21 protein-coding genes and 2 pseudogenes are annotated in these 23,516 nt (G+C 30.3%); 14 read left to right on the forward strand and 9 right to left on the reverse strand.

The window, feature by feature from the left end:
* The first annotated feature begins 155 nt into the window (after window positions 1-155).
* Window positions 156-782, forward strand: a complete 627-nt coding sequence (locus tag ACPWTF_RS12675) for a hypothetical protein (RefSeq protein ID WP_250834641.1) — start codon at window positions 156-158, stop codon at window positions 780-782.
* Between the two features lie 74 nt (window positions 783-856).
* Here ACPWTF_RS12675 and ACPWTF_RS12680 read toward each other — a convergent pair whose 3' ends face one another.
* From ACPWTF_RS12680 to ACPWTF_RS12690, 3 genes are all read right to left on the reverse strand, one after another.
* On the reverse strand, window positions 857-3,352 hold the full coding sequence (locus tag ACPWTF_RS12680) for a T9SS type A sorting domain-containing protein (RefSeq protein ID WP_427875691.1): 2,496 nt from the start codon (window positions 3,350-3,352) through the stop codon (window positions 857-859).
* Window positions 3,353-3,465: 113 nt separating this feature from the next.
* A complete protein-coding gene (locus ACPWTF_RS12685; protein WP_427875692.1) occupies window positions 3,466-4,869 on the reverse strand; it encodes a glycosyl hydrolase family 8 in 1,404 nt (467 codons plus the stop codon).
* 98 nt (window positions 4,870-4,967) lie between these two features.
* Window positions 4,968-5,147, reverse strand: a complete 180-nt coding sequence (locus ACPWTF_RS12690; protein WP_008465789.1) for a Sec-independent protein translocase subunit TatA/TatB — start codon at window positions 5,145-5,147, stop codon at window positions 4,968-4,970.
* A 213-nt stretch (window positions 5,148-5,360) separates the two neighbouring features.
* On the opposite strand from ACPWTF_RS12690, the gene ACPWTF_RS12695 reads away from it, so the two are divergent.
* From ACPWTF_RS12695 to ACPWTF_RS12730, 8 genes are all read left to right on the forward strand, one after another.
* The gene (locus ACPWTF_RS12695) at window positions 5,361-5,867 is read left to right on the forward strand and encodes a peptidase (RefSeq protein ID WP_427875693.1); all 507 of its coding nucleotides are present in this window, start codon (window positions 5,361-5,363) and stop codon (window positions 5,865-5,867) included.
* Window positions 5,868-5,878: 11 nt separating this feature from the next.
* Window positions 5,879-7,363 (forward strand): GH3 auxin-responsive promoter family protein, encoded by a 1,485-nt coding sequence (locus ACPWTF_RS12700; protein ID WP_427875694.1) that lies wholly within the window; start codon window positions 5,879-5,881, stop codon window positions 7,361-7,363.
* Window positions 7,364-7,502: 139 nt separating this feature from the next.
* On the forward strand, window positions 7,503-9,179 hold the full coding sequence (locus ACPWTF_RS12705; protein WP_427875695.1) for a DUF6909 family protein: 1,677 nt from the start codon (window positions 7,503-7,505) through the stop codon (window positions 9,177-9,179).
* A 12-nt stretch (window positions 9,180-9,191) separates the two neighbouring features.
* Entirely contained in the window at window positions 9,192-10,184 is a 993-nt protein-coding gene (locus ACPWTF_RS12710) for a hypothetical protein (RefSeq protein WP_427875696.1), read from the forward strand.
* 65 nt (window positions 10,185-10,249) lie between these two features.
* Complete coding sequence (locus ACPWTF_RS12715) at window positions 10,250-10,798, forward strand: hypothetical protein (RefSeq protein WP_427875697.1); 549 nt, start codon at window positions 10,250-10,252, stop codon at window positions 10,796-10,798.
* A 149-nt stretch (window positions 10,799-10,947) separates the two neighbouring features.
* The gene (locus ACPWTF_RS12720) at window positions 10,948-12,219 is read left to right on the forward strand and encodes an oligosaccharide flippase family protein (protein WP_427875698.1); all 1,272 of its coding nucleotides are present in this window, start codon (window positions 10,948-10,950) and stop codon (window positions 12,217-12,219) included.
* Window positions 12,219-13,481 (forward strand): hypothetical protein, encoded by a 1,263-nt coding sequence (locus tag ACPWTF_RS12725; RefSeq protein ID WP_427875699.1) that lies wholly within the window; start codon window positions 12,219-12,221, stop codon window positions 13,479-13,481. The genes ACPWTF_RS12720 and ACPWTF_RS12725 overlap by 1 nt, the downstream gene beginning before the upstream one ends.
* The gene (locus ACPWTF_RS12730; RefSeq protein WP_427875700.1) at window positions 13,471-14,586 is read left to right on the forward strand and encodes a glycosyltransferase family 4 protein; all 1,116 of its coding nucleotides are present in this window, start codon (window positions 13,471-13,473) and stop codon (window positions 14,584-14,586) included. The genes ACPWTF_RS12725 and ACPWTF_RS12730 overlap by 11 nt, the downstream gene beginning before the upstream one ends.
* 13 nt (window positions 14,587-14,599) lie before the next feature.
* On the opposite strand, the gene ACPWTF_RS12735 is transcribed toward ACPWTF_RS12730, so the two are convergent.
* Entirely contained in the window at window positions 14,600-15,019 is a 420-nt protein-coding gene (locus tag ACPWTF_RS12735) for a 2OG-Fe(II) oxygenase (protein ID WP_427875701.1), read from the reverse strand.
* Between the two features lie 77 nt (window positions 15,020-15,096).
* Window positions 15,097-15,375, reverse strand: a complete 279-nt coding sequence (locus ACPWTF_RS12740; protein WP_427875702.1) for a hypothetical protein — start codon at window positions 15,373-15,375, stop codon at window positions 15,097-15,099.
* Window positions 15,376-15,509: 134 nt separating this feature from the next.
* On the opposite strand from ACPWTF_RS12740, the gene ACPWTF_RS12745 reads away from it, so the two are divergent.
* Window positions 15,510-16,598 (forward strand): DUF1972 domain-containing protein, encoded by a 1,089-nt coding sequence (locus ACPWTF_RS12745; protein WP_427875703.1) that lies wholly within the window; start codon window positions 15,510-15,512, stop codon window positions 16,596-16,598.
* Here ACPWTF_RS12745 and ACPWTF_RS12750 read toward each other — a convergent pair.
* The gene (locus ACPWTF_RS12750; RefSeq protein WP_427875704.1) at window positions 16,575-16,817 is read right to left on the reverse strand and encodes a hypothetical protein; all 243 of its coding nucleotides are present in this window, start codon (window positions 16,815-16,817) and stop codon (window positions 16,575-16,577) included. The genes ACPWTF_RS12745 and ACPWTF_RS12750 overlap by 24 nt on opposite strands.
* Before the next feature lie 73 nt (window positions 16,818-16,890).
* Here ACPWTF_RS12750 and ACPWTF_RS12755 point away from each other — a divergent pair, with 73 nt between their 5' ends.
* Genes ACPWTF_RS12755 through ACPWTF_RS12765 form a run of 3 tightly spaced genes read left to right on the forward strand, consistent with a single transcriptional unit; the run spans window position 16,891 to window position 19,657 of the window.
* Entirely contained in the window at window positions 16,891-17,880 is a 990-nt protein-coding gene (locus ACPWTF_RS12755; protein WP_427875705.1) for an O-antigen ligase family protein, read from the forward strand.
* Window positions 17,877-18,860: a UDP-glucuronic acid decarboxylase family protein gene (locus tag ACPWTF_RS12760; RefSeq protein ID WP_427875706.1), complete on the forward strand. Its 984-nt coding sequence runs from the start codon at window positions 17,877-17,879 to the stop codon at window positions 18,858-18,860. Before ACPWTF_RS12755 ends, ACPWTF_RS12760 begins: the two co-directional genes overlap by 4 nt.
* 29 nt (window positions 18,861-18,889) lie before the next feature.
* Complete coding sequence (locus tag ACPWTF_RS12765) at window positions 18,890-19,657, forward strand: glycosyltransferase family 2 protein (protein ID WP_427875707.1); 768 nt, start codon at window positions 18,890-18,892, stop codon at window positions 19,655-19,657.
* Window positions 19,658-19,943: 286 nt separating this feature from the next.
* On the opposite strand, the gene ACPWTF_RS12770 is transcribed toward ACPWTF_RS12765, so the two are convergent.
* A complete protein-coding gene (locus ACPWTF_RS12770; protein WP_427875708.1) occupies window positions 19,944-20,474 on the reverse strand; it encodes an ORF6N domain-containing protein in 531 nt (176 codons plus the stop codon).
* Between the two features lie 43 nt (window positions 20,475-20,517).
* A pseudogene (locus tag ACPWTF_RS12775) lies at window positions 20,518-21,830 on the reverse strand (phenylacetate--CoA ligase family protein).
* A gap of 122 nt (window positions 21,831-21,952) precedes the next feature.
* Between ACPWTF_RS12775 and purD the strand changes: the two are divergent.
* Window positions 21,953-23,227: pseudogene (purD, locus tag ACPWTF_RS12780) on the forward strand (phosphoribosylamine--glycine ligase).
* Window positions 23,228-23,270: 43 nt separating this feature from the next.
* Here the strand turns inward: purD and ACPWTF_RS12785 are convergent.
* Window positions 23,271-23,501: a DUF6341 family protein gene (locus ACPWTF_RS12785; RefSeq protein WP_427875709.1), complete on the reverse strand. Its 231-nt coding sequence runs from the start codon at window positions 23,499-23,501 to the stop codon at window positions 23,271-23,273.
* Window positions 23,502-23,516 lie beyond the last annotated feature (15 nt).

Genomic DNA, 23,516 nt, shown 5'->3' on the forward strand with positions numbered 1-23,516 from the left:
TAAATTCTGTAACTCATTTTTTTATGTTTTAAAACCTTTGATAATGAGTAAACTAAGCTTGATTTAAGATTGAATATAAGTGGTTAGGCTTATTTTTTAAAATAATTCTTACTATACTACTATATTTGCCCGAAATTAAAACCCCAAAAATACTTATGAAAAAAAACTTTTTAATTCTAATAGCTTTATTATGTTCTACTGTAGGACAAGCAAAATTTCTTAAAGCAGTTTTGTATTTAGCAGATGGAACTCAAAAAACAGGTTTAGCAAAACTAGTTGATGATGATGATTCTAAAGTAACTTTTAAAGCGAATGAAGATTCAGATACTGAAAAAATACCGAGCAAAGAGCTTACTAAAATAGTATACACTGGTGAATCAGGCGGTATATTTACAATGGAATATCTTTATTTAACTAGTGCTAATATTTTTTCAGGAAAATTTTCTAATTCAAAAAAGAAACATTGGTTTGAAATTGTGTATGTTAAAGAATTTAAAATAGGTAAAATTTTTGATAAGGGAGATGCTAGAAGAAATACTTTCAGGTCACCTAGTTCGTCTTATTTTTTTGGAAAAAAAGAAACAGACCATTTAGTTTTTGGCTATAACACAATGGGAAATGTAGTAAAATCATACGGAACAGATGCGACCATGAAAAAAATGGCCAAGCAAGAATTTGCAGATTGTACTAAAATAAGCAAAGCAATTGAAAAGGAAACATTTGAGCTAGACAAAGTATTAAACCAGATTACATCTATTTTTGATAAAAATAAGTGTAAATAAAAAATAGTATTACCTTTTAAAAAAACGCCCAAATTACAATTCGTAATTTGGGCGTTTTTTTAGAAATCAATCGATTATATTTTTATGAACTTTTGCGAAGCTTCTCCGTTTTCGGCTTTTATTTTAATTAAATACAAACCTGATGTAAAAGAGCTTACGTCTATTGAAGTATTTACATTTTCTTTTGTGTAAATCAATCTTCCTAACAAATCATAAATTTTTACGGAGTAATTAGATTCGTTTAATGAATTGATATTTAATGTGTTTTTTACTGGATTTGGCCATACAGAAAATGATTTGTTTTCTGTGATAAAATCTTCGTTTGATAAGACAACTTCAGTTCCTTTTAAACGAATTAAATTTGAAGAAAGCTGGTCTTTATAAGATAAAAACCATCCTCCCAGTAATATTTTTCCATCTGAGTATAATGCTATAGTCTCGATAGGAGCGTTAAATCCCGTCCCTATATCAAAGGAATTATCTTTACTTCCATCAGTATTTAAAAGAATTAAGCGATTTTGAACACTTTCTTTATAAGACTGAAATTCTCCTCCAACAATTATCTTTTTATCTTTTTGTAAAACTATTGATTTAACACCCAAGCTGTAACTTGATCTGGGTAAATGTCCAAAACCAATTCCCAAATCAAATGATTCATCTTTACTTCCATCTTTATTTAATCGGATCAAATTTACTTGAGGATTCTCTTTAAAATTGTCAAAATCACCGCCAACTAAAATTTTTCCATCATCTTGTAAAGTTATACATCTAACGCTGGCATCAAATCCTGTTCCTATATTAAACGAATTATCTTTACTTCCATCAGTATTTAAACGAATTAAACGATTTTGAGTAGTTCCTTGAAAAGAAGTAAATTGACCTCCTACAAGTATTTTTCCATCTGACTGTTCAACAATACTATAGGCTACATTGTTAAAATCTGTCCCTGTTAAGAAAGATTGATCTTGAGTTCCATCTTGATTTAATCGATATAATTTGTTTTTTGGGAGGTTAGGAAAATTATCTTGATATGTATGAACTAATATTTTTCCATCAGCTTGTAAAGCTATTGCGCTAACTTCATAATCAAATCTCTTAGCAAAAGAAGTGTCTAATGATCCATTAGGATTTAAACGTATTAGATACTGTTTAGAGGTATTATAGTTATTGTTATCATAGTACGTGAATGAACCCATTACTAATATTTTCCCATCTGGTTGTAAGATTATAGAAGTAATTGAATTATTGAATTTATATTGCAAATTAAAAGAATTATCAATACTTCCATCAGAATTTAAACGAATCAAATTTCTTTGTAGAATTCCTTTATAATTATTGAAATAACCACCAACCAAAATTTTACCATCTTTTTGCAAAGCAGAACATAATATTATACCGTCAAAACCAGTTTCTTTATTGAATGTCATATCTTTGGTTGCATCAGCATTTAAACAAACCATATAATATTGAATATTATAGTACTGAATATTGTTTCGCCAACCTCTAAATTTACCTCCAACCAATATTTTTCCATCATTTAAAATAGCTACAGAATAAATATCATGGTTGAATCTAGTTCCAATAAAATTTTGATCTTTCGTTCCATCTGGGTTTAAATATTGCAAAACTGCTGATTTATCGGAGTTACCACTACCCCCGTAGCCAACAACTATTTTGCCATTTGACTGTAGCGCCAAAGAAGTTACACCTGTAGAATCGTTTACATCTCTATAATTATCAACAACAAAAGAGGAATCTTTACTTCCATTTGTATTTAGGCGAATCAAACGATTTTGAGAACTTCCTTGATAAGTGCCAAAACGACCTCCTACTATTATTCTTCCATCTGGTTGAATAATAATAGTATTAACGAAACCAGTGAATCCAGTTCCAATATCAAATGTACTATCTTTACTTCCATCCGAATTTAGACGAATTAAATAATTTTGATTAATTCCTTTAAATTTATTAAACGATCCTCCTGCAACTATTTTTCCATCTTGTTGTAGAGCTATAGATGAAATTTTGTTATCAAAACCAGTTCCTAAATTAAAAGAGGCATCATTACTTCCATCCGAATTTAAACGTGCTATTAAATAATCACCAGCTGCTAGTATTTTACCATCTGGTTGTATGCTTATAGAACTTACCCTATTTTTTACAATAAAATTAGATCCTACGTCAAAAGTGTTATCTTTACTGCCATCAACATTTAAACGAATTAATCGTTTTTCTGCGAGATAATTTGTACCTCCCACAAGTATCTTTCCATCAGATTGTAATGCAATAGACAATATTTCATAATATTCACCCTCTCTAATATAATTAAAAGAATAATCAATACTTCCATCAGGATTTAAACGAACTATTTGTTTGATGTTGGAGTTTCCGTTATAGCTAGAAAATTTTCCAGCCATAATTATTTTTCCATCAGATTGAATTAGTATACATTTTACTTCGTCATCAAATCCAGGAATTGTTCCGAAATTGTGTTCAATTTCAGCTGGATTTTGAGCCGATAAAGAAATAAATTGCAAAAAGAAAAGTAAAAAAAGTAGAGTTTTTTTCATATAAAAAATTTTAATCAAATATATAGAAATTTTCTCTCGAGAATATTTAACGAAATTTATAAATAAAAAAACTCCCAAATTACAATCGTAATTTGGGAGTTTTTGATTTAGAGTTATTTCAAAATCACTTTTTTGGTAATGCTTTTAAAATCTGCATTTGATATTTTTACAAAATAAACACCTCTTGATTGGTTAGCTAAATTTATTTCTGTCAATTCTGAAGTTGTTTTTTGCTGATGAATGATACTTCCAGAAGAAGAAATTATCGAGATAGTAGATTGCCCAGGCGCGTTAATTGTGATTCGATCAGCACTCGGATTGGGGTAAAGCGTAACTGTAGATTTTTCAAGATCGAAAGTATCATTAGATAATGTGGCGTTTAGTGGTAAATAGAAATTACCTGTTAGTAATAGGGAATATAATGTTTTAAGGGTATGATTGAAATAACTATTTGGCTCGTTGAGGTTTTTAAGATCATTATAAGAAGCATTTAAATGCGCCTGATCTTCACCAGCCATGGCCGCGCAGGCAAAAGCGCCCACAAACGTAGCATTATGCCATTGTCCGATTACGTTTCCATTTTGATTGTAACCGTCTTTGATGTTTGCAGAACCGCCAAGATTAACCCGAACAAAATCTGATGTTTTTTTAGAATAGGTTTTGGCATCAGGAGACCCGTACCAAAGATAATCAACGGCAATTCTCCAAGGAGTTCTAGCGGCATCATAAGTATAGGTTTTTCCTTCTCGATTATAACGATTAATTACAGCAATATAAGAATATGCCCCAGAAGCTTCGCACCAATCAGATACTAAACCGCCAACGGCGTTATTTTGCGTCAAATTATTGTTGATAACCGTATAAGCTTTAGCAGCAACCTGATTCCAAAAAGCGACATCATTTGTAAAAACACCAAAAGCTCGGTAATAAGCAGGAGAGAAGTAGGATATGTTGGTAATTTGGCTTCCGCCGAATTGATCTCCAGGTTTTAAAACAAAAGTATTGGCTTCAATTTCATAATTTTTAATTGCTGTAATAAGCGCTTTTGCATCATTTTTGTAATTGATGCTTCCAGAACTTGCCCATTGATAATCGGCAACAATTAAAGCAAATGCCGCGTCTAGTTCTGCATCTGTAGCTCCGTTTGCACCTGCTGTTCCTGAGCATCCGTTTATTTTCCAATTCATAACACCATTTCCGTTCACATGGTCTTTGTAGTAAAGCCAGAAACCGTCAAAGAGTGTTTTATCGGCCATGTAAGCAGAAAGGAGCATTCCGTATGCAATACCTTCAGAAACGGTTTCACCTGGATTGTCAAATTTTACCCTGTACCGACCATTGTTACAGGTTTCGACAAAATTGATTTTCCAAGTGTCGTAACTTTCTTGTGCATCCTTACTGTTTTTGGATACTGCCATAATTCCGTTTCCGTACACCTTATTGGCGGGAAAGGGTTGAGTTTGCGACCAACTTTCTGCTGTGAGCAGAAAAGCCATCACTAAAATTAAGTTTTTCATATGTAAAAATTTGGGACTCTAAAAGTAAGAATTTTTAGATATAAAAAAAATCCCAAACTACATTTGTAATTTGGGACTTAATAATTTTTTCGAATTTATTATTTCGTTTCTTCTTCTTGTTTTTTAGAAGCAGCAGGTTGATCGTCTTTAGCAGCGTTTTTAAATTCCTTAATTCCACTTCCTAAACCTTTCATTAATTCTGGAATTTTTTTACCTCCAAAAAGTAATATCACAATACCTACGATAACAAGGATTTCTGTAAGACCTAATCTTCCCATGACTAATATATTTAATGCCGAAGCAAATTGTTTATCTTAATTATTCCGCAAAGGTATATAGAAATATACGAAATAGAAGTATTTTTAGTTTAAAATATTTCGATTAGACCGCGTTAAATATTTTATAAAATCGTAAATTATAGCTCTTCATGAAATTTTTAGAACAAATATCATGACGATTAATTACTATATTTGCTAGCATAAAGAAGCAGAATGACTAAGAATAAGAAAAAGAATTTTAGGAAAAAACTATTCATTAAAAACCGATTAGTAATTTTAAATGAAGACACTTTTGAAGAGATCTTTTCTTTTAAGCTTACTTTAATGAATGTGTTTGTAACGTTTACTTTAGGCGGAATATTTCTAATTTTGGTTACAACTTTCATTATTGCATTTACCCCACTTCGTGAATTTATTCCTGGATATTCTTCGACAGAATTAAAACGAAATGCTACGAAACTGGCTATTAAATCAGATTCTTTAGAAACGGCTTTAAAACAAAATGAGGCTTATATAAAAGGGATTCAGAAAGTTTTAAAAGGGGAATTAGATTATTCAAAATTTAATAAAGATTCTATCTTAGCAGAATCTGTTGAAGATGCTTCAGATTTAAATATGAAAGCATCTGATGCAGAAATAAAGCTAAGAGAAGATGTAGCCGAAACAGAAAAAGAGCTAAAGACAAAATCTCAAGACAAAAAGAAAAGTGACAAAAAATAATACCACTGAAAATGTCAATTAAGTCAATTGCGGCAAAAATTTTTGCCCGAAAAATATATAAACAAACGCTTAAATGGACTGAAAAACCAGTTGAAACCCAACAAAAGGTTTTTAAAAGTTTGATAGAGAATGCAAAAAGTACTGTATTTGGAAAAGATCATCATTTTGATCAGATAAAAAACTTTGAGGATTTTCAGAAACGCGTTCCTGTAAGAGATTATGAAGATTTAAAACCCTATGTTGAAAAGGTTGTAAAAGGCGAATCGGATATTTTATGGAAAGGAAAACCATTGTATTTTGCTAAAACTTCGGGGACAACTTCGGGAGCAAAATTTATTCCGCTAACCAAAGAATCAATGCCTTATCATATAGAAGCGGCTCGAAATGCAATTTTACACTATATTCATGAAACTGGAAATGCGGATTTTATTGACGGAAAAATGATTTTTTTGCAAGGAAGCCCAATTCTAACCGAAAAATACGGAATCAAATTTGGAAGACTTTCTGGAATTGTAGCACACTTTGTTCCTAAATATTTACAGAAAAACAGAATGCCATCTTGGGAAACTAATTGTATTGAAGATTGGGAAACCAAAGTAAATGCTATTGCAGATGAAACAATCAAAGAAAATATGTCGGTGATTTCTGGAATTCCGTCTTGGGTCCAGATGTATTTTGAACGTTTACAGCAAAAAAGCGGCGGAAAAAAGATTGGCGAGATCTTCAAAAACTTTAATCTGTTTATTTACGGAGGCGTTAATTATGAGCCTTATCGCGCCAAATTTGAAAACATGATTGGCCGAAAAGTTGATAGTATCGAATTGTTTCCAGCTTCTGAAGGATTTTTTGCCTATCAAGATTCTCAGAAAGAAAAAGGAATGTTGCTACTTTTGAATTCTGGTATTTTTTACGAGTTTATAAAAGCAGACGAATTCTTTAACGAAAATCCGAAAGTATATACAATAGGTGAAGTTGAGGTAGGAGTAAACTACGTTTTGATTATTTCGACCAATGCAGGACTTTGGCGTTATAATATTGGCGATACTATTCAATTTACCACTTTGGCTCCGCATCGTGTTATAGTTTCTGGACGTATTAAACATTATATTTCGGCTTTTGGTGAACACGTAATTGCCAATGAGGTCGAAAATGCGATGAAAGAAGCCGTAAATTCTACTAATATTGTAATTAACGAATTTACCGTTGCACCACAAATAACGCCTGCAAGCGGATTACCTTATCATGAATGGCTAATAGAATTTGAAAAAGAGCCTGAAGACATGGAAATTTTTGCAGAAACGATTGACAATTCAATGCGTAAGCAAAACATTTATTACGATGATTTAATTACCGGAAACGTTTTACGAAAAGTAGTGATCACAAAAGTTTCTAAAAATGGATTTCAAGATTACATGAAATCGCAAGGAAAACTGGGCGGACAAAATAAACTTCCGAGATTATCAAATAATAGAGATATTGCAGATAATTTGAAGTAGGATTTAGCTTTTTTAAAATCACCGTCTAACAATTTGTTAAATGGAAATTCATTAAAGTTATATATATAATTCCTACTTTCGTTTATTGAAATATTCACATCTTCTTTACAAATGAAGATGATTTTAAAATTAAAAAGAAATGAAAGAAACCAAACATATTTCAAGATCTAGAGCGCAGGAATCTTCTGCGGCGATAGAAAAAATGTACATTACAATGCGCCATTTATTCAACCGCGGTTTTTACAAACCAATGGGAGTTTCGGGCGATAGTTTAAGAGAATCATTATTAGCATTACGTCCTGAGATTTACGGGAATATTGCCGAAGAAAAAGTAGAACTTAACGGACTTCTGTACGTTATTGAGCGTCTTCCGATAGGAATTGAGCAATGCCGTTTTATCAATTTAACTTCAGACGAAGGATATTCTAAATCGCATTTCCAAGCAATTGTTCCTCCAAAAAGAAGAAGAAACTGCTATAGAATCGACGAAGAGCAAATGAATGTCGAAATCACGCGTGGACGTTCAGACATTTACGATATTCTAACCCACTTGACTTTCATTTTCATTGAATCTCATAAAATTAAAAATAGAGTTTTAATAGACGATGGAGGAGAGGTTTCTCGCGATTGGCAGAAACTGGAACAAGCTGTTATGCAGACCAAAAAGCTTACTTTGGTAGAAAAAGAAAAAGCGATTTCTCATGTTGCGAATATTTTGGCGAGAACTTTTGAAGAGGTTTTAGACATTTACGACGCATTTGGTTCAGAAACTGCGCCAGATCGCTTCTTGCACGTTATTTATTGGTTAGGAAAATTAGCAATCGAAGAAATTGTTGAAAATAATAAACGTACAATTACTTTTAGCCCCGTTTTACGTGAGCGTCTGGGACACCATATTCACGGAGAAATTTGGGCAACAAACATCAAAGAAGTTCTTAAAGCAAATGATTTGTTGAAAAGACCAATTCACGTTATCAGTGCTAACATGCACAGTGTAATGAATTCGATTTTTGCAACACCATTGTTAAAAACAAAATACAAAGGAAAAACAGATTTCTTTATTTATGAAGAATTAAGCGGTTCTGGTTCAAAAGAAATTAGATCTCAAGTAGAAGATTTGGCTTTAAAGAACGGAATGATTTCATTACCAGATTGCTCAGGAACCAATATCGATGTTCAAATTTTTGATACTGCTAAAATTGACTGGTCAAAAACAGCCTTTTCTCACGCTAATGTTGGGGAAGATAAACCAGTAATAATCGTAATGGATTATGCTTTTGGTGAACAAGCCTACGAGACTATCGACGAACTTTTAAAACCATATAAAAAAGAAACTTTACTAAATGTAAAATCGGTTTCTATTATGGGTAAAGCCGGAATTCTAGAAGGAGGAAAAGGCGATATCATGATTCCGTCTGCACATATCAACGAAGGAACGGCAGATAATTATTTCTTCGAAAATGAATTGACAGGCGCAATGTTTGAAGGAAATGATATAGATATTTATGAAGGAGCAATGGTTACCGTTCTTGGAACTTCATTACAAAATAGAGATTTATTAAAGTTTTTCCATGAATCGACTTGGGGCGTAATTGGTCTAGAAATGGAAGGTTCTTATTACCAAAAAGCAATTCAGTCGGCATCAAAAATTAGAAAAAGTGTACCACACGATATTAAAGTTCGTTATGCGTATTATGCTTCAGATAATCCTTTAGAAACAGGAAGCACGTTGGCTTCAGGCGGATTAGGAACAACAGGTGTAAAACCAACTTATTTGATTACCATTAAAATTTTAGAACAGATTTTCAATTTATAATAGCGCTTTTAAATGAGTACAAAAGTACCGCAAAATGCAGAAGATCAAGAGATTGATTTAGTTCTGATTTCAAAGAAGGTTAATAGTTTTTTTGCTAGAATTAATACTTCTATTTTTAAAGGAATTCAGTTTTTCATAAAAAATTGGGTAATTGTTTTGGTTTTAGTTTTGCTAGGATTCGGTATAGGACTATTTCTAGACATTACTCAAAGAAAATATACGCATGAAATTATTGTAGCTCCAAATTTTGAGAGTACTGATTATTTATATTCAAAAATTAATTTAATTGACTCTAAAATTAATGAAGGCGATACGCTATTTTTAAAAAATACTGTTGGAATTCAATATCCTAAAAACCTTAAATCTATTGAAATAAAGCCTATAACCGATATCTATAAATTAATTGAAAATAAACCCGAAAATTTTGAATTAATAAAATTGATGTCAGATAATGGCGATGTCAAAAAAATTATAGAAGATAATCTGACCAGTAAAAATTACCGATATCACAGAATTTCAATTATGACAGATGGATTACTTGATGATAAAAAAGGGACAGAACCATTTTTGAGTTTTTTAAATCAAACAGAGTTTTATAAAAAGATTCAGGAGGTGCAATTAGCTAATGTTAAAGCGAAAATGGAGCAAAATGATGTGACAATTTCTCAGATTGAAGGCTTACTCAATGAATTTTCTAATAAAGCAAACAATTCTCAAAAAAGCGACAAACTAGTTTATTATAATGAGAATAGCCAGCTTAACGATGTTATTAAAACAAAAGGGGATTTAGTTAGAGAACAAGGAAATCATAGAATTGAATTAATAGGCTACGATAAAATTATAAAAGATATTAGTACAACATTAAACATTGAAAAAGAAGGTATCCTTTACGGAAAAAAGAAACTGTTTTTTCCTTTCTTATTTGTTTTTATTTATATTTTGCTACAATTTTTTAAGGCTTTTTATAGAAAGCAGAAGTTATTAGTTGTAGATAAAATAGCATAGAAGAAATATTAATACAGATAAAGCATTTTTAAACTTTAAAAACTAAATTAGCCCAAAAATTTAAAATGAGAACAAAACTATTTTTTGCAAGTTTGATTTTATTCGTCACATTTACTTCATGTAAGAAAGAAGTTAGTAAAGAAGAGATTAAACCCGCTGAAGTTGAAACAAAAAATAATAATTTTCAAGTGACTTTAACAGCAACAGTAAAAACGGACGATAATTTTCAGTTGTATTATAGCCAGGATGCTTATGAGGCTCCTTATAAAGAAGAAAATTCAGTTTGGACAGCTGTAAAAGGTAATGATAATCCGCAAGACATTGTTTTTAATCTTCCAGAAGATGCAATTCCGAATTATATCCGAATTGATTTTGGAACAAATGAAGACCAAAAAGAAATCATTATCAAAAATTTTAAAATGAAGTATTACAGTAAAAGTTTTGAAGCTAAAGATTCATTATTTTTCAACTATTTCATTCCAAATGATTGCATAAAAATTGTAGATAAGAAAAATGCTGTTATACAAAACTTCAAAACTAAGGAAGGAAAATATGATCCGTTGTTTTATTCAGAAAAAGCACTTTATGATCAAATACAATTAATCGTAAAATAACGATATTTTATAAATATTTAGGAGCCACATTTTGTGGCTCTTTTTATCTGGTTTTGATACAAAATATTTTTTAACTTTTTTATAATGAATTTCGTAGCTTTTAAAATTAACCAAAAGCTTTATTCTAATTTCTAAACAAATCCTATATCTTGTTTAAATTAAATTACCAAAATATATTGCAAAATAGCCGAATCAGGAATTTTGTTATTTACGGAATTGGTCAGATTGTTAATCTGGTGAGTCCGCTTTTGGTAATGCCATATTTGGTAACTATTTGTGGAAAAGAAGGATTAGGTAAGATTGGAGTAGGATTTTCGTTTGCTTTAGTATTAAATGTTTTGGTCGATTACGGTTCTTATATTAACGGAACTAAAGAAATATCAATTAACAGAAATAATGCTGAAATTATAAGAAAGAAAATAGTTTCAATTTATGTAATGAAGTTATTTTTGATTGTAATTTTATTATTTATAGCTCTTTTCCTGGTTTATTTTATACCCTTTTTTAAAAAAGAACAGGCTGTATTCTTTTTCAGTTTTTTATATGTGGCTGGTCAATTAATAAATCCCACTTGGATTTTTCAGGGTCTAGAAAATTATAAATGGATTTCTTTCATCAATATTATTTCTAAAGCAATATATGTAGTTGGGATCTTTATTTTTATTAATAAAAAGGAAGACTACATTTTTGCCAATGCTTATTTAGGATTGGGATTAATTATTTCGAGTTTGATAGGATTAATTAGTCTGATCGAAAAATATAATTTACGATTCTACCGCAATGTTACTAAAGACGCTGTGATGTTGTTAAAAGAAGAGTTTTCTCTGACTTTTTCTCAATTGTTTCTTTCATTTTATCAGTATCTGCCAATAATGATTATTAGTTATGTAGGAGGAAATAACATGGCCGGACAATATAGAATTATAGAGCAGATTGTTATGACTTTCAGGACTTATTTGCAAATGTTTTTCAATTTCGTATATGCTGATGTTTGTCTGCAGATACATACTAGTTTAAAAAACGGAATTTCTAATTGGTTGAAGTATAATGGTCTAAATTATTTGTTTATCCTATTATTAGTAGTTGTTGCATTTGTATTGACAGATCAGATTTTAATGTATTTCAATATTTCTTCAAATGAATTAGATTCTATGGCATTCTTTTTCAGACTAGGTCTGATTATTCCTCTGTTTATGGCAATTTCCTTTGCTTTAAAACAATTGCTTTTTGCATTAGACAAGAATAAAATGTACATAAATATTACGATTAGCTCTTCTATTTTTAGTTTGTTCGTAATTTACTTGTTCGTAAAAAACATTGGACTCCAAGGTGCTTTTTTGGCTACAATTGTTATAGAAATAATGGTAATCCTTTTATATTGTACTGTTTTAAAACCAATAATTAGATTGAACAAGGAATAATGAATATCAAGATTTATAAAAGTTTTCCGTATCAAGTTTTATTTTTGCTATGCATTATAGTTTCCTTGTTTGCTAATTACGAACTTACTTTTGCAGTTTGGTCTTTAACTTTATTGGTAACCGTTAAAAGAAAATACTCTTTTACCATAATTCAATACAATGCCATTTTTCTCCTAATTCTTTTAATTGCAATTGTTTCTACTTTTTTCAATAATACAACACCATTTTTATTCATAAGAGATTTTACGTATCTCGTTAAACCGATTTTAGGATTATTTATAGGTTATCAACTATGCAGATTTAGTAGTAAACTAGGATTAAAAGTCATGGTTTATACTGGATTAGCGATTGCTATTATGCACTTGGTAATGATACTTTTTGCTGTAATTGAATTTAGAACTTTAAGTGTAAATCTTTTAAGAGAACATGGAGGATATTTTAGTGATTATGAAATCTATATACTAATTATTCTTATTTTTTATAAAAACCTGAAATTAGAAATTTCAAAGAATCAAAGATTACTTTTAATAGTCATAATTGGTTTATCAAGCTTTTTATATCTCGCTCGTACAAATTTGATTCAATTTATAATTCTATATGTTGGTTTAAAAGGATATTTAACTTTTAATAAAAGATCTTTAAAAGTAATTTTATTGGTTCTAGTGGCTGTAATTGTAGGTTATACAGCCATTGTTTATATTAATCCAAAAAGAGAAGGAAAAGGAATTCAAGCTTTTTTGTATAAAATAAAAATTGCTCCTCAGGAAGCTTTTAAAACAAAAATAGACAAGGATGACTGGAAAGATTTTAATGACAATTATAGATCATTTGAAAATATAATTACTGTAAAACAAGTTTCAGCTAACGGAAATAGGGCTATAATTTTTGGCGAAGGCTTAGGATCGACTCTGAATTTGGGTAGAAAAATTTGGACAAACGACCACGAATATGTTCAGTATATTCCAATTGTACACAATGGATACATGACTGTGTTTTTAAAATCGGGATTATTGGGTGTTTCATTGCTACTGATTTTTTTGATTTTTTTATTCAGACAAAAAAAATCTGATGTAGAGAACGTGCAGACAATAAATTATTTATTAATAGGCTCAAGTGTTTTTCTGATAGTTTCAAATTGGGTATTTTTAGGATTGTATTTAAAATTAGACAACAAATCGATAATAATTGGATTCTTGATTGCTCTTAGAGAATTAATGATTAGAGAGCATAATAGCCAAAAAAGAATAAAAGATGAATATTAAAAACACAACCAGTATTTTTGTTGACTGTCATGTTTTTGATAGTGGTTTTCAAGGAACTAGAACATATATACAAGGTTTATATTCTGAGTTGATTATAAAAAAAGATCTTCATTTCTTTTTAGTGTCTTCTAATCCAGATAATTTAGCATCTATTTTTGGCAATCATTCAAATGTTACCTATTTGAAATATAAATACGAAAACAAATATTTGAGATTGCTTATTGATATACCGAAAATTATAAAAAAACATAAAATAGATTTTGCTCATTTTCAATATACCGTTTCACCGTTTAAAAGGTGTAAATACATTGTTACAACACACGATATATTGTTTATTGATTTTCCAGAATATTTCTCTTTTTTCAGCAAAATCATCAATACGTTTTTATATAAACAAAGTGCCAAATGGTCAGAAATTAGATTAACAGTTTCAGAATTTTCTAAACAAAAAATCCATCAGCATTTTGGTTTTTCAAATTATGAAATAACGCCAAACGCAATTGACAATGTATTTTTTGAAGATTATGATAAAGTGTTAATTAAGAATGAAGTAGCCCAAAAATTTTCACTAAAAAAATATATTATTTATGTAAGCCGATGGGAGCCAAGAAAAAATCACCAAATGGTTTTAAAGGCTTTTTTAGACTTGGAGTTGTATAAAGAATACGAGCTTCTTTTTTTAGGAAATGATACGTTATGTAATCCTCAATACAATGAAATTTTTAGCCAAGCAGATTCTGAAATAAAAAATAAGATAATTACTTTAAAAAACACCGATTTTAAAACCATGTTATTACTACTAAGAGGGGCAGATGCATCTGTTTATCCTTCTATGGCTGAAGGTTTTGGAATTCCTCCATTAGAATCAGTAGCAGCAAAAATTCCGACAATTTGCTCAGATAAAACGGCTATGTCAGATTTTAGCTTTTTTGAAGACTATTATTTCGATCCTCATAATCAGATTGATTTTAATGATAAACTTCAAAAAATCTTAAAAGAAAACTTAGGCGCAGATTTTAAAATAATGGCGCAAAAGATTAAAGAAAAGTATAGCTGGAAAAAATCAGCAGAAATAGTATACCGTCTTACAAAACAGAATCAGTAATTAGATAATTTAATTACTGATTTTTAGCAGTATTGCTTCCAAACAGCTTATTTTTCGTTTGCACTAAAAAGTTATAATTTTTTGCAAATTGTTTTTTTAAAAAAGAAGCATCTTCCTTTGGAAACCAATCTGTTGTTCGCGGTTTTTCAATTTGTCTTTTATGAATTTGATAGGCGTACGTTGCGATTGATGTTCTATAACTTCCTTCTGGAAAATAAGTCATATCATATCCATGAAGTGTGTAAGGAGCACATTGTTGGATAATTAAGCGATTAAAAGGAACATCAAGTTCAGCTTCTTCTAGAGTTCTTAAATCACATATTTTTAAACCTCCTTTATATTCTGGTTTCCAATCTTTATTTAGATATAAAAGCAGATTCAATTCTCGGTACCAATCTTTGTTAATAGGATGATAATTAAAATCTAAATGCATATCTAAAAAACTATTTTTCTTGCCCTGATGTAATCCTCCACCGTGATTTTTCGGGTCAACAAAAATTGATTTTGATGTTATATAAGATATGATTTTATTGAATCTTTCAGATGAGAGGTCATCATATAGTTCATGAAGTTCATGCCTAATTCTCTATAATTTGATTTTTCAAATTTATTATTTGCAAAAGAATAATCGCGACTCTTGTTGTTGAGTTCAGGGATACTTTTATGAGCTTTAAGTAATTTTTCTTCTTCACAAAAATTATCAATTATTAAATGCGGAAAAGGTTTTGCTGTTAAATACTTTAAGCGAAGATCATCTAAGTGGTTTTCGAGATATTCAAAATTTATCATAAATATTGCTATAAGCTGCTTTCAAACAAAAATAGGAATTTAATTATGTATTCATAATTTAAAATAGAATTTGTTATAACTAAATTTTAATTTTTAAAATCATTATTTTTGGCTTCTGATTGATAAAAAAATAGATGAAAATAGCCATTCTTGGTACTAGAGGAATCCCTAACAATTATGGCGGATTTGAGCAATTTGCAGAATGTTTTGCAGTGTATTTAGCGCAGCAAAAATATGAAGTTTATGTATATAATTCACATAATCATGTTTTTCAGGAAAAACAGTATAGGGGAGTACATATTATTCATCAATATGATCCCGAAGATAAAATGGGTTCTGCAGGACAATTTATTTATGATTTGAATTGTATTCTAGATTCGAGAAAAAGAAATTTTGACATTATCTTACAATTAGGATACACAAGCAGTTCTATTTGGTCTTTTCTTTTCCCTAAAAAATCGACTATTATTACCAATATGGATGGATTGGAATGGAAGAGAACAAAATATTCTAAAACCACCCAAAAGTTTTTAAAATTTGCAGAACAAAAAGCAGTGAAAGGCAGTAATTACCTAATTGCCGATTCACTTGGAATTAAACAATATTTGCAAGAGAAATACAATGTAGAAGCAACTTACATTGCGTATGGAGCTGAGCCGTTCCTTAAGCAAAAGGAAGAATTACTTTCAGTCTATAATGTAGAAAAAAACAACTACAACCTATTGATCGCTCGATTTGAGCCTGAGAATAATATCGAAGTAATTTTAGAAGGAATAGTCGATAGTAAAGATGATAAGGTTGTATTGGTTGTAGGAAACAGTAATAATAGTTTTGGGAATCATCTTAAAAATAAATTTAGCAGTTATCAAAATATATGTTTTACAGGCGGAATTTATAATAAAGAACATTTAGATAATTTGAGATATTTTTCTAAGCTCTATTTTCATGGGCATTCAGTAGGAGGGACAAATCCGTCTTTACTGGAAGCGATGGCGGCAAAAGCATTAATTGTAGCGCATAACAATGAGTTTAACCGTGCTATTTTACAAGAAAATGCATTTTACTTCTCGGATGCAGCAGATATTAAGCGTCTCATAGAAACGGTAAAAAGAACAGATCATGACCAAATGGTTCAAGATAACTTCGATACTATAATTCAAGAATTTAATTGGAATAAAATAAATGAATCGTACCTCAGATTATTTGAAAAAAGTCTTCAGTAAAATTGATGAATTATGGCAGAATAAAACATTGCTCATTTTTCTTTTAGCCGTAATGTTGATTGCCCTTCCATTGAAACATTCAATAGGAAGTTTAACTTGTATTGTTTTTTTACTGGTTTCTTTAGTCAAATCAAAAAAAGCAAATTTTTCAATTCCAAAGGTTTTAGTATTTCCAATTCTATTGTATGGTTTAATGCTTTTATCACTTATCTGAACCATAGAAAGTAAGCAAACAATTAAGGGGTTACAAAAAGAAGTTTTATTTTTATTAATTCCTCTAGCATTTTGCAGCTTGCCAAAAATAAATCGAAATGATGTAAACAAGGTTTTCAGTTGGTATAGTTTTGCAATGGTAGGTTTTACGGTTTTCTATATTTTAAAGGCAATTGTAAGATTTATAAATTCAGGAAATAAAGAAGTCTTTTTCTACCATGAACTCGTTACTTTAGAATTGAATGCTATATATATGGCTGTCTTTGTTTCATTGGCCATGTTTTTTTTTCTAGCCAAAAAAGAAAAGTCAATTATCGATAAAATAGCATTTATAATCCTTATTGTTTTTATTTTTTTATTATCATCAAAGAATATCATTATAGTCGATTTAGTAATGATAATAATATATTACTCGTTTTTTTCTGATGTTTCTAGAAAAACGAAGAAAGCCATATTGTTGTCGGTCATTATATTATCTGTGAGTTCTATACTTTTTATTAAACCCGTTAGAGATCGATTTATGATTGAATTTGAAACTGTATTTGTTGATGGATTTTTGAATGAAACTAAAGCAAAAAATCAAGGGCCAATTTATAATATTAGTCTAAAACAAGCTTGGAACCAAGATCAATTTCAACAAAATGATTTTTTTCCAGGAACAGCTTTTCGACTTTTTCAAATTAGAATTTTTAAAGAAATGCTTGTGGAAGAGAATATCTTTTTCACGGGATTTGGATTAGATGCTTCTCAAAATAAAATAAAAGAAAAAGTAAAAGAACATAATTTATACCCCAATTATGGCGAGTTTAATTTCCATAATGAATATGTTCAAATATTTTCAGAATTAGGAATATTTGGATTTTTGACAGTCGTAATGATGTTGTTTACGACCATCAGAAAAGGAATAGCTACTAAAGATTTTGTACATATTGCTTTCGCAGTAACAATGATAGTCTTATTTTTGACCGAATCTTTTTTGAGTCGACAAAGAGGAATAATTTTCTTTATAATTTTTTACTGTATGCTTAATTTGGTAAACGATTGTAATGAACAGAAAATATTGAAATGAAAAGAATACTTATTACAGGAGCGGCAGGTTTTTTAGGATCGCATTTATGTGACAGATTTATCAAAGAAGGTTATTTTGTAATCGGAATGGATAATCTGATTACGGGAGATCTTAAAAATATTGAACATTTATTCAAATTAGAAAACTTTGAATTTTATCATCATGATATTACTAAGTTTGTTCATGTTCCTGGAGATTTAGACTATATATTGCATTTTGCTTCGCCGGCAAGCCCAATTGATTATTTAAAAATTCCGATTCAGACTTTGAAAGTAGGATCTTTAGGAACGCATAATCTACTTGGATTGGCGAGAGTAAAAAAAGCCAGAATTTTGATTGCATCAACATCAGAAGTTTACGGAGATCCTTTGGTGCATCCGCAAACTGAAGAATATTACGGAAACGTTAATACAATTGGCCCACGTGGTGTTTATGACGAGGCAAAACGTTTTCAGGAATCTATAACAATGGCGTACCATACTTTTCATGGCGTAGAAACCAGAATCGTTCGTATTTTTAATACTTACGGACGAAGAATGCGATTAAATGACGGACGTGTAATTCCTGCTTTTATCGGACAAGCACTTCGCGGAGAAGATTTAACCATTTTTGGTGACGGAATGCAAACACGTTCTTTCTGTTATGTTGATGATCAAGTTGAAGGTATTTATAGATTGTTGCATTCAGATTATGTATATCCAGTAAATATTGGAAATCCAGACGAAATCACGATCAAAGATTTTGCAGAAGAAATTATAAAACTGACAGGAACAAATCAGAAAGTGGTTTATCATCCATTGCCAATAAACGATCCATTACAGCGTCAGCCCGATACCACAAAAGCAAAAGAATTGCTAGGTTGGGAAGCAAAAGTAAACCGTGCAGAGGGAATGAAAATTACCTATGAGTATTTCAAATCATTATCTCCTGAAGAACTTGCTAAAGAAGAACATAAAGATTTTTCAAGCTACATTAAATAACATTTAACTTTGAAAGACATTCAATTCTAATGAACGATTTAGTATCTATTTTAACTCCAACATATAATACTGAAAAGTTCATTAGAACAACAATAGAGTCAGCTCAAAATCAAACCTATACAAATTGGGAAATGATTTTGGTTGATGATGCTTCTACAGATACTACGATTACTATAATTGAAGAATTTGTAAAAAAAGACAGTCGAATAAAGCTTTTTAAACTACCACAAAATCGCGGAAATGGTTTTGCCAGAAACGCCGCTTTAGAAAAAGCCACAGGAAAATATATTGCCTATTTAGACGCTGATGATTTATGGTTTCCTGAGAAATTAGAAAAACAGATTCAGTTTTTAAAAGCAAATAATTTACATTTTACTTTTAGCTTTTACGATTCTATTAATGAAGAAGGAAATGATTTGAATAGAAGAGTTGAATCACCAAATCCATTAACTTATAAACAATTGTTTTTCTGCAATTATGTAGGCAATCTAACAGCTGTTTATGATGCAGATTATTTTGGAAAAATTATCTTGGAAACCTCACAAAAAAGACAAGATTGGAGAATATGGCTTACGATTTTAAAACAAATTAAAATAGCAAAACCAGTTCCAGAATCTTTAGCTTTTTACAGAATTAGAAAAGATTCTGTTTCCTCTTCAAAATTTAAATTGATTAAACATAATTTTGGTGTTTACAGAGAATTTCACGGATATAATTTTGTGTTTTCTATTTTATTGATGATAAGGTTTTTGTTTACTCAATTGATAATCAAATCAAAATATATAAAGAAGATTTAAAATTCAACTTGAAGTCGCAAATAGCGACTTCAAGTTTCAAGGTCACAAATTGTGACCTTGAAGAATTTCGCTTAGAATTGGAGGTCGCAAATTGCGACCTCCAATTTTTTTAAATAATACGTTTCGAATTTTAAGGTCGCAATTTGCGACCTTAAAGATTTTAGTTTAGAATTGGAGGTCACAATTTGTGACTTCCAATTTTTTCAAACCGTAATATAAATGACAAACTTGAGGTCGCAAATTGTGACATCAAGTTTCTAAGGTCGCAATTTGCGACCTTAGAGAATTATTTTTTATATCCAATTTTCACTCTTTCAGACTCATTTTCTTTCTTTTCATTCAATTCATCCAAATAAGAAAAAACCAACTCTATGTTTTTATCATGATTCTCTAATTTCTTCTGAATTTGAAGAATATCAACTTTAATTTCAGTTGTATCTAAAAGCATCTGTCTCACTTTCGTAAAAATCCTCATAATTTGAATATTGGTTTGAATTGCTTTGTCGCTTTTTAAGATACTTGAAAGCATTAAAATTCCATGTTCTGTAAAAACAAAAGGCAAATATTTTTGATATTTACCTCTTCCTTTCTCTAAGGTCACAAATTGTGACCTTAGAGAATCATATTCTATTTTAGTAAGTTCAAACATAAAGTCTTCCGGGAACCGGGATAAATTTCTTTTAACAGATTGTTTTAGAACTTTAGTTTCTATTTCATAAAGCAAAGCCAAATCACGATCAAGCATCACTTTTTGACCACGGATAAAATATATTTTATTAGAAATTGTTTCTTCAGAAAGTAAAGATTGATCTTCCATAAGTTTTTAATTAAAAAAACAAATGTAAGATTTTGTTTATTTTTTATAAATACGATTTAAATTGTTTTAGTTTCCCGCGATTCGGTCACTTTCTAAAACTGTTTTTCGAGTAAAAGTGAAGTTTAAATTCGGTTCTAAATATAAATCAATTGCTTCTTTTATTTTTTGAATTTGTTCTGAAACTAATTCATTTTCAGAAATATATTCAATTTCAAAAGTATCTAATTTAGTTTGTTTGATAATGAATTCTTTGACGTTTCCATCATCTTCAATAATGCTTTTGGTTACATAATAAAACGTCAAACCTGGAGATTTTTTGCCGCTTGGTAAAATGGCAACATCATTGGTTCTTCCAATTAATTTTTTAAGAATTGGTTTTTGAGGTGTACTTTTTTCGTCCAAAATTCCAATGTCGCCAATTTCGTATCGAATGAATGGATTTGCTTTGTTGTATAAAGAAGTAATCACAATTTTTCCTTCTGTTCCATGTGGAACAGGATTATTGTTTTCATCCAAAATTTCGACAAAAAGGGTTTCGGCATTAACTTGCCACTCGCCTTTTGGATTTTCAAAAGCAATCAAATCCAATTCAGACGCGCCGTATTCGCTTATAATCGGAATACCAAATTGTTTTTCCAATAACTTTTTATCCGATTCAAAAAGCATTTCCGAAGTAACAAAACAAGCCTTTAAGGTGGGGCAGATTTCAATTAAAACAATATTTTTCTTTTCCAAATATTTGGCAAACAAAACAATAGAACTGGTATATCCGTTGAGGTAATCGAATTTTTTGGTTTTGAATTTTTCCAGAAATTTTTCTAGTACTTCATCAGACAAATCAAAAACTGGAAAACGATAACGATGACTCAAAAAATCTTTGAAACGTTCTTTTTGATATCCAATAAAATCCATTGGAATTCCGTAAAAACGTGCCTGATACGAATGGTTAAAATCAATTCCAAACCAGCCAAAGCGCATAATATTGGAAGCCCAAGTTAAAGCATGTGAATATTTATCTTTAGCAAAAACAAAAGGAGTTCCGCTTGATCCAGAAGTTTTGTTGAGGTAAATATTGTTTTTTGAATAACCATTCGAAAGTCTTTCTTCGAGTGGTTTTTGGAGATTTTGTTTGTTCAAAATTGGTAAATCTTCCCAATTTTCTACAGGAGTATTTCCAACTAATTTCTTGTAAAAAGAATTATTATTTAAATGAAAATCAACGATTTCTTTCTTTTTATTTTCAAGAAATGTAATGTATTCTTCTTCAGAAAAATGAACAATTTTATCCAATTCGGTCTTGGCTTTCTCTATAGGAAAACCATTTAATTTTAGCGAAATATCAAAAAGGCGAATCATTTTTTAGAATAATTTTCATCAAAAATAATGTTTCGGAATGATTCAACAACTTTTTAAAGATTTAATTATTTTTTACGTACAAAAGCAAGTATTTTTGCAGCACAACTAAATACAACTACACCATGACAATTTTACTATTGGGATCAGGCGGAAGAGAACATGCATTTGCGTGGAAAATGACTCAGAGTCCGCTTTGCGAAAAACTTTTTGTAGTACCTGGAAATGCAGGAACTGCTGCAATTGCTGAAAACGTTGCGATATCTCCAACTGATTTTGAAGCAGTAAAAGCATTAGTGCTTAAAGAAAATATAAGTTTAGTAGTCGTATGACCAGAAGATCCGTTAGTAAAAGGAGTTTACGATTATTTTAAAAACGACGAAAGTTTAAAACATATTCCAGTTATTGGACCATCAAAATTGGGTGCTCAATTAGAAGGAAGTAAAGAATTTGCAAAAGAATTCTTGATGAAACATAATATTCCAACTGCAGCTTATGATAGTTTCACTGCTGAAACAGTTGAAAAAGGATGTGAGTTTTTAGAAACATTACAGCCGCCTTATGTTTTAAAAGCAGATGGATTAGCAGCAGGAAAAGGTGTTTTGATTATTCAAGATCTTGAAGAAGCAAAAACAGAATTGAGAAACATGTTGGTTCATGCAAAATTTGGAACGGCAAGTGCAAAAGTTGTTATCGAAGAATTCTTGGACGGAATCGAATTAAGCTGTTTCGTTTTAACTGACGGAAAAAGCTATAAAATTCTTCCAACGGCAAAAGACTACAAAAGAATTGGAGAAGGAGATACAGGTTTAAACACTGGCGGAATGGGAGCAGTTTCTCCAGTCCCTTATGTTGACGCTGTTTTAATGGAAAAAATTGAAACACGCATTGTAAAACCAACAATCGAGGGTTTCCAAAAAGACGGAATCGAATATAAAGGATTCGTATTTATTGGTTTGATTAATGTTAAAAACGAACCTATCGTTATTGAGTACAATGTTAGAATGGGAGATCCAGAAACTGAAGTTGTGGTTCCAAGATTAAAATCAGATTTAGTTGAATTGTTCTTATCTGTTGCAGATCAGAAATTAGGAGACTTTAATTTAGAAGTTGATCCAAGAAGTGCAACAACTGTAATGGTAGTTTCTGGTGGATATCCTGAAGATTTCGAAAAAGGAAAAGTAATTTCTGGTTTAGAAAATGTTACAGATTCTATAGTTTTTCACGCGGGAACAAAATTAGATGGAGAAAATGTTGTTACTAATGGAGGACGTGTAATTGCTGTAACTTCTTATGGAGATAATTTCCAGGAGGCCATAAAAAAATCTTACCAAAACATAGATAAACTAAGCTTTGATAAGATGTATTTTAGAAAAGATATCGGTTTCGATTTAATCTAAAAAATAAATTCACAAGCCCTTTTTAATTAAAGGGTTTGGTTTTTTATTTTAAAAATGAATGAGCCGTTGTATCTTGGTTTTCTGTTCCAGCGTCATCAAAAATACGTAATTGTTTAATCCAATAAACGATTGCGCATGTACAGATGATCATAAAAATCCAGTTAATAGTGTTTGCACCAAACCAAGTAATTAATTCTAAATGACGTAAAAAGTCAAGAGGAGCAAACAAAATGTTAACAAATAGGTATTGAATTCCTTCAAAAAAAGCTGTCATAATTTTAAAAATTAT

It is taken from the genome of Flavobacterium sp. MMS24-S5 (assembly GCF_050320125.1).
In the GTDB taxonomy this organism is placed as follows: domain Bacteria; phylum Bacteroidota; class Bacteroidia; order Flavobacteriales; family Flavobacteriaceae; genus Flavobacterium; species Flavobacterium tyrosinilyticum.

Coding starts and splice junctions, on each gene's coding strand:
- ACPWTF_RS12760 (WP_427875706.1), top strand. CDS start 17,877: ATGAAAAGAATACTTATTACAGGAGCGGCAGGTTTTTTAGGATCGCAT.
- ACPWTF_RS12710 (WP_427875696.1), top strand. CDS start 9,192: ATGAGTACAAAAGTACCGCAAAATGCAGAAGATCAAGAGATTGATTTA.
- ACPWTF_RS12740 (WP_427875702.1), bottom strand. CDS start 15,375: ATGATAAATTTTGAATATCTCGAAAACCACTTAGATGATCTTCGCTTA.
- ACPWTF_RS12715 (WP_427875697.1), top strand. CDS start 10,250: ATGAGAACAAAACTATTTTTTGCAAGTTTGATTTTATTCGTCACATTT.
- ACPWTF_RS12685 (WP_427875692.1), bottom strand. CDS start 4,869: ATGAAAAACTTAATTTTAGTGATGGCTTTTCTGCTCACAGCAGAAAGT.
- ACPWTF_RS12730 (WP_427875700.1), top strand. CDS start 13,471: ATGAATATTAAAAACACAACCAGTATTTTTGTTGACTGTCATGTTTTT.
- ACPWTF_RS12785 (WP_427875709.1), bottom strand. CDS start 23,501: ATGACAGCTTTTTTTGAAGGAATTCAATACCTATTTGTTAACATTTTG.
- ACPWTF_RS12725 (WP_427875699.1), top strand. CDS start 12,219: ATGAATATCAAGATTTATAAAAGTTTTCCGTATCAAGTTTTATTTTTG.
- ACPWTF_RS12700 (WP_427875694.1), top strand. CDS start 5,879: ATGTCAATTAAGTCAATTGCGGCAAAAATTTTTGCCCGAAAAATATAT.
- ACPWTF_RS12770 (WP_427875708.1), bottom strand. CDS start 20,474: ATGGAAGATCAATCTTTACTTTCTGAAGAAACAATTTCTAATAAAATA.
- ACPWTF_RS12695 (WP_427875693.1), top strand. CDS start 5,361: ATGACTAAGAATAAGAAAAAGAATTTTAGGAAAAAACTATTCATTAAA.
- ACPWTF_RS12690 (WP_008465789.1), bottom strand. CDS start 5,147: ATGGGAAGATTAGGTCTTACAGAAATCCTTGTTATCGTAGGTATTGTG.
- ACPWTF_RS12735 (WP_427875701.1), bottom strand. CDS start 15,019: ATGCATTTAGATTTTAATTATCATCCTATTAACAAAGATTGGTACCGA.
- ACPWTF_RS12765 (WP_427875707.1), top strand. CDS start 18,890: ATGAACGATTTAGTATCTATTTTAACTCCAACATATAATACTGAAAAG.
- ACPWTF_RS12680 (WP_427875691.1), bottom strand. CDS start 3,352: ATGAAAAAAACTCTACTTTTTTTACTTTTCTTTTTGCAATTTATTTCT.
- ACPWTF_RS12675 (WP_250834641.1), top strand. CDS start 156: ATGAAAAAAAACTTTTTAATTCTAATAGCTTTATTATGTTCTACTGTA.
- ACPWTF_RS12705 (WP_427875695.1), top strand. CDS start 7,503: ATGAAAGAAACCAAACATATTTCAAGATCTAGAGCGCAGGAATCTTCT.
- ACPWTF_RS12745 (WP_427875703.1), top strand. CDS start 15,510: ATGAAAATAGCCATTCTTGGTACTAGAGGAATCCCTAACAATTATGGC.
- ACPWTF_RS12750 (WP_427875704.1), bottom strand. CDS start 16,817: ATGGTTCAGATAAGTGATAAAAGCATTAAACCATACAATAGAATTGGA.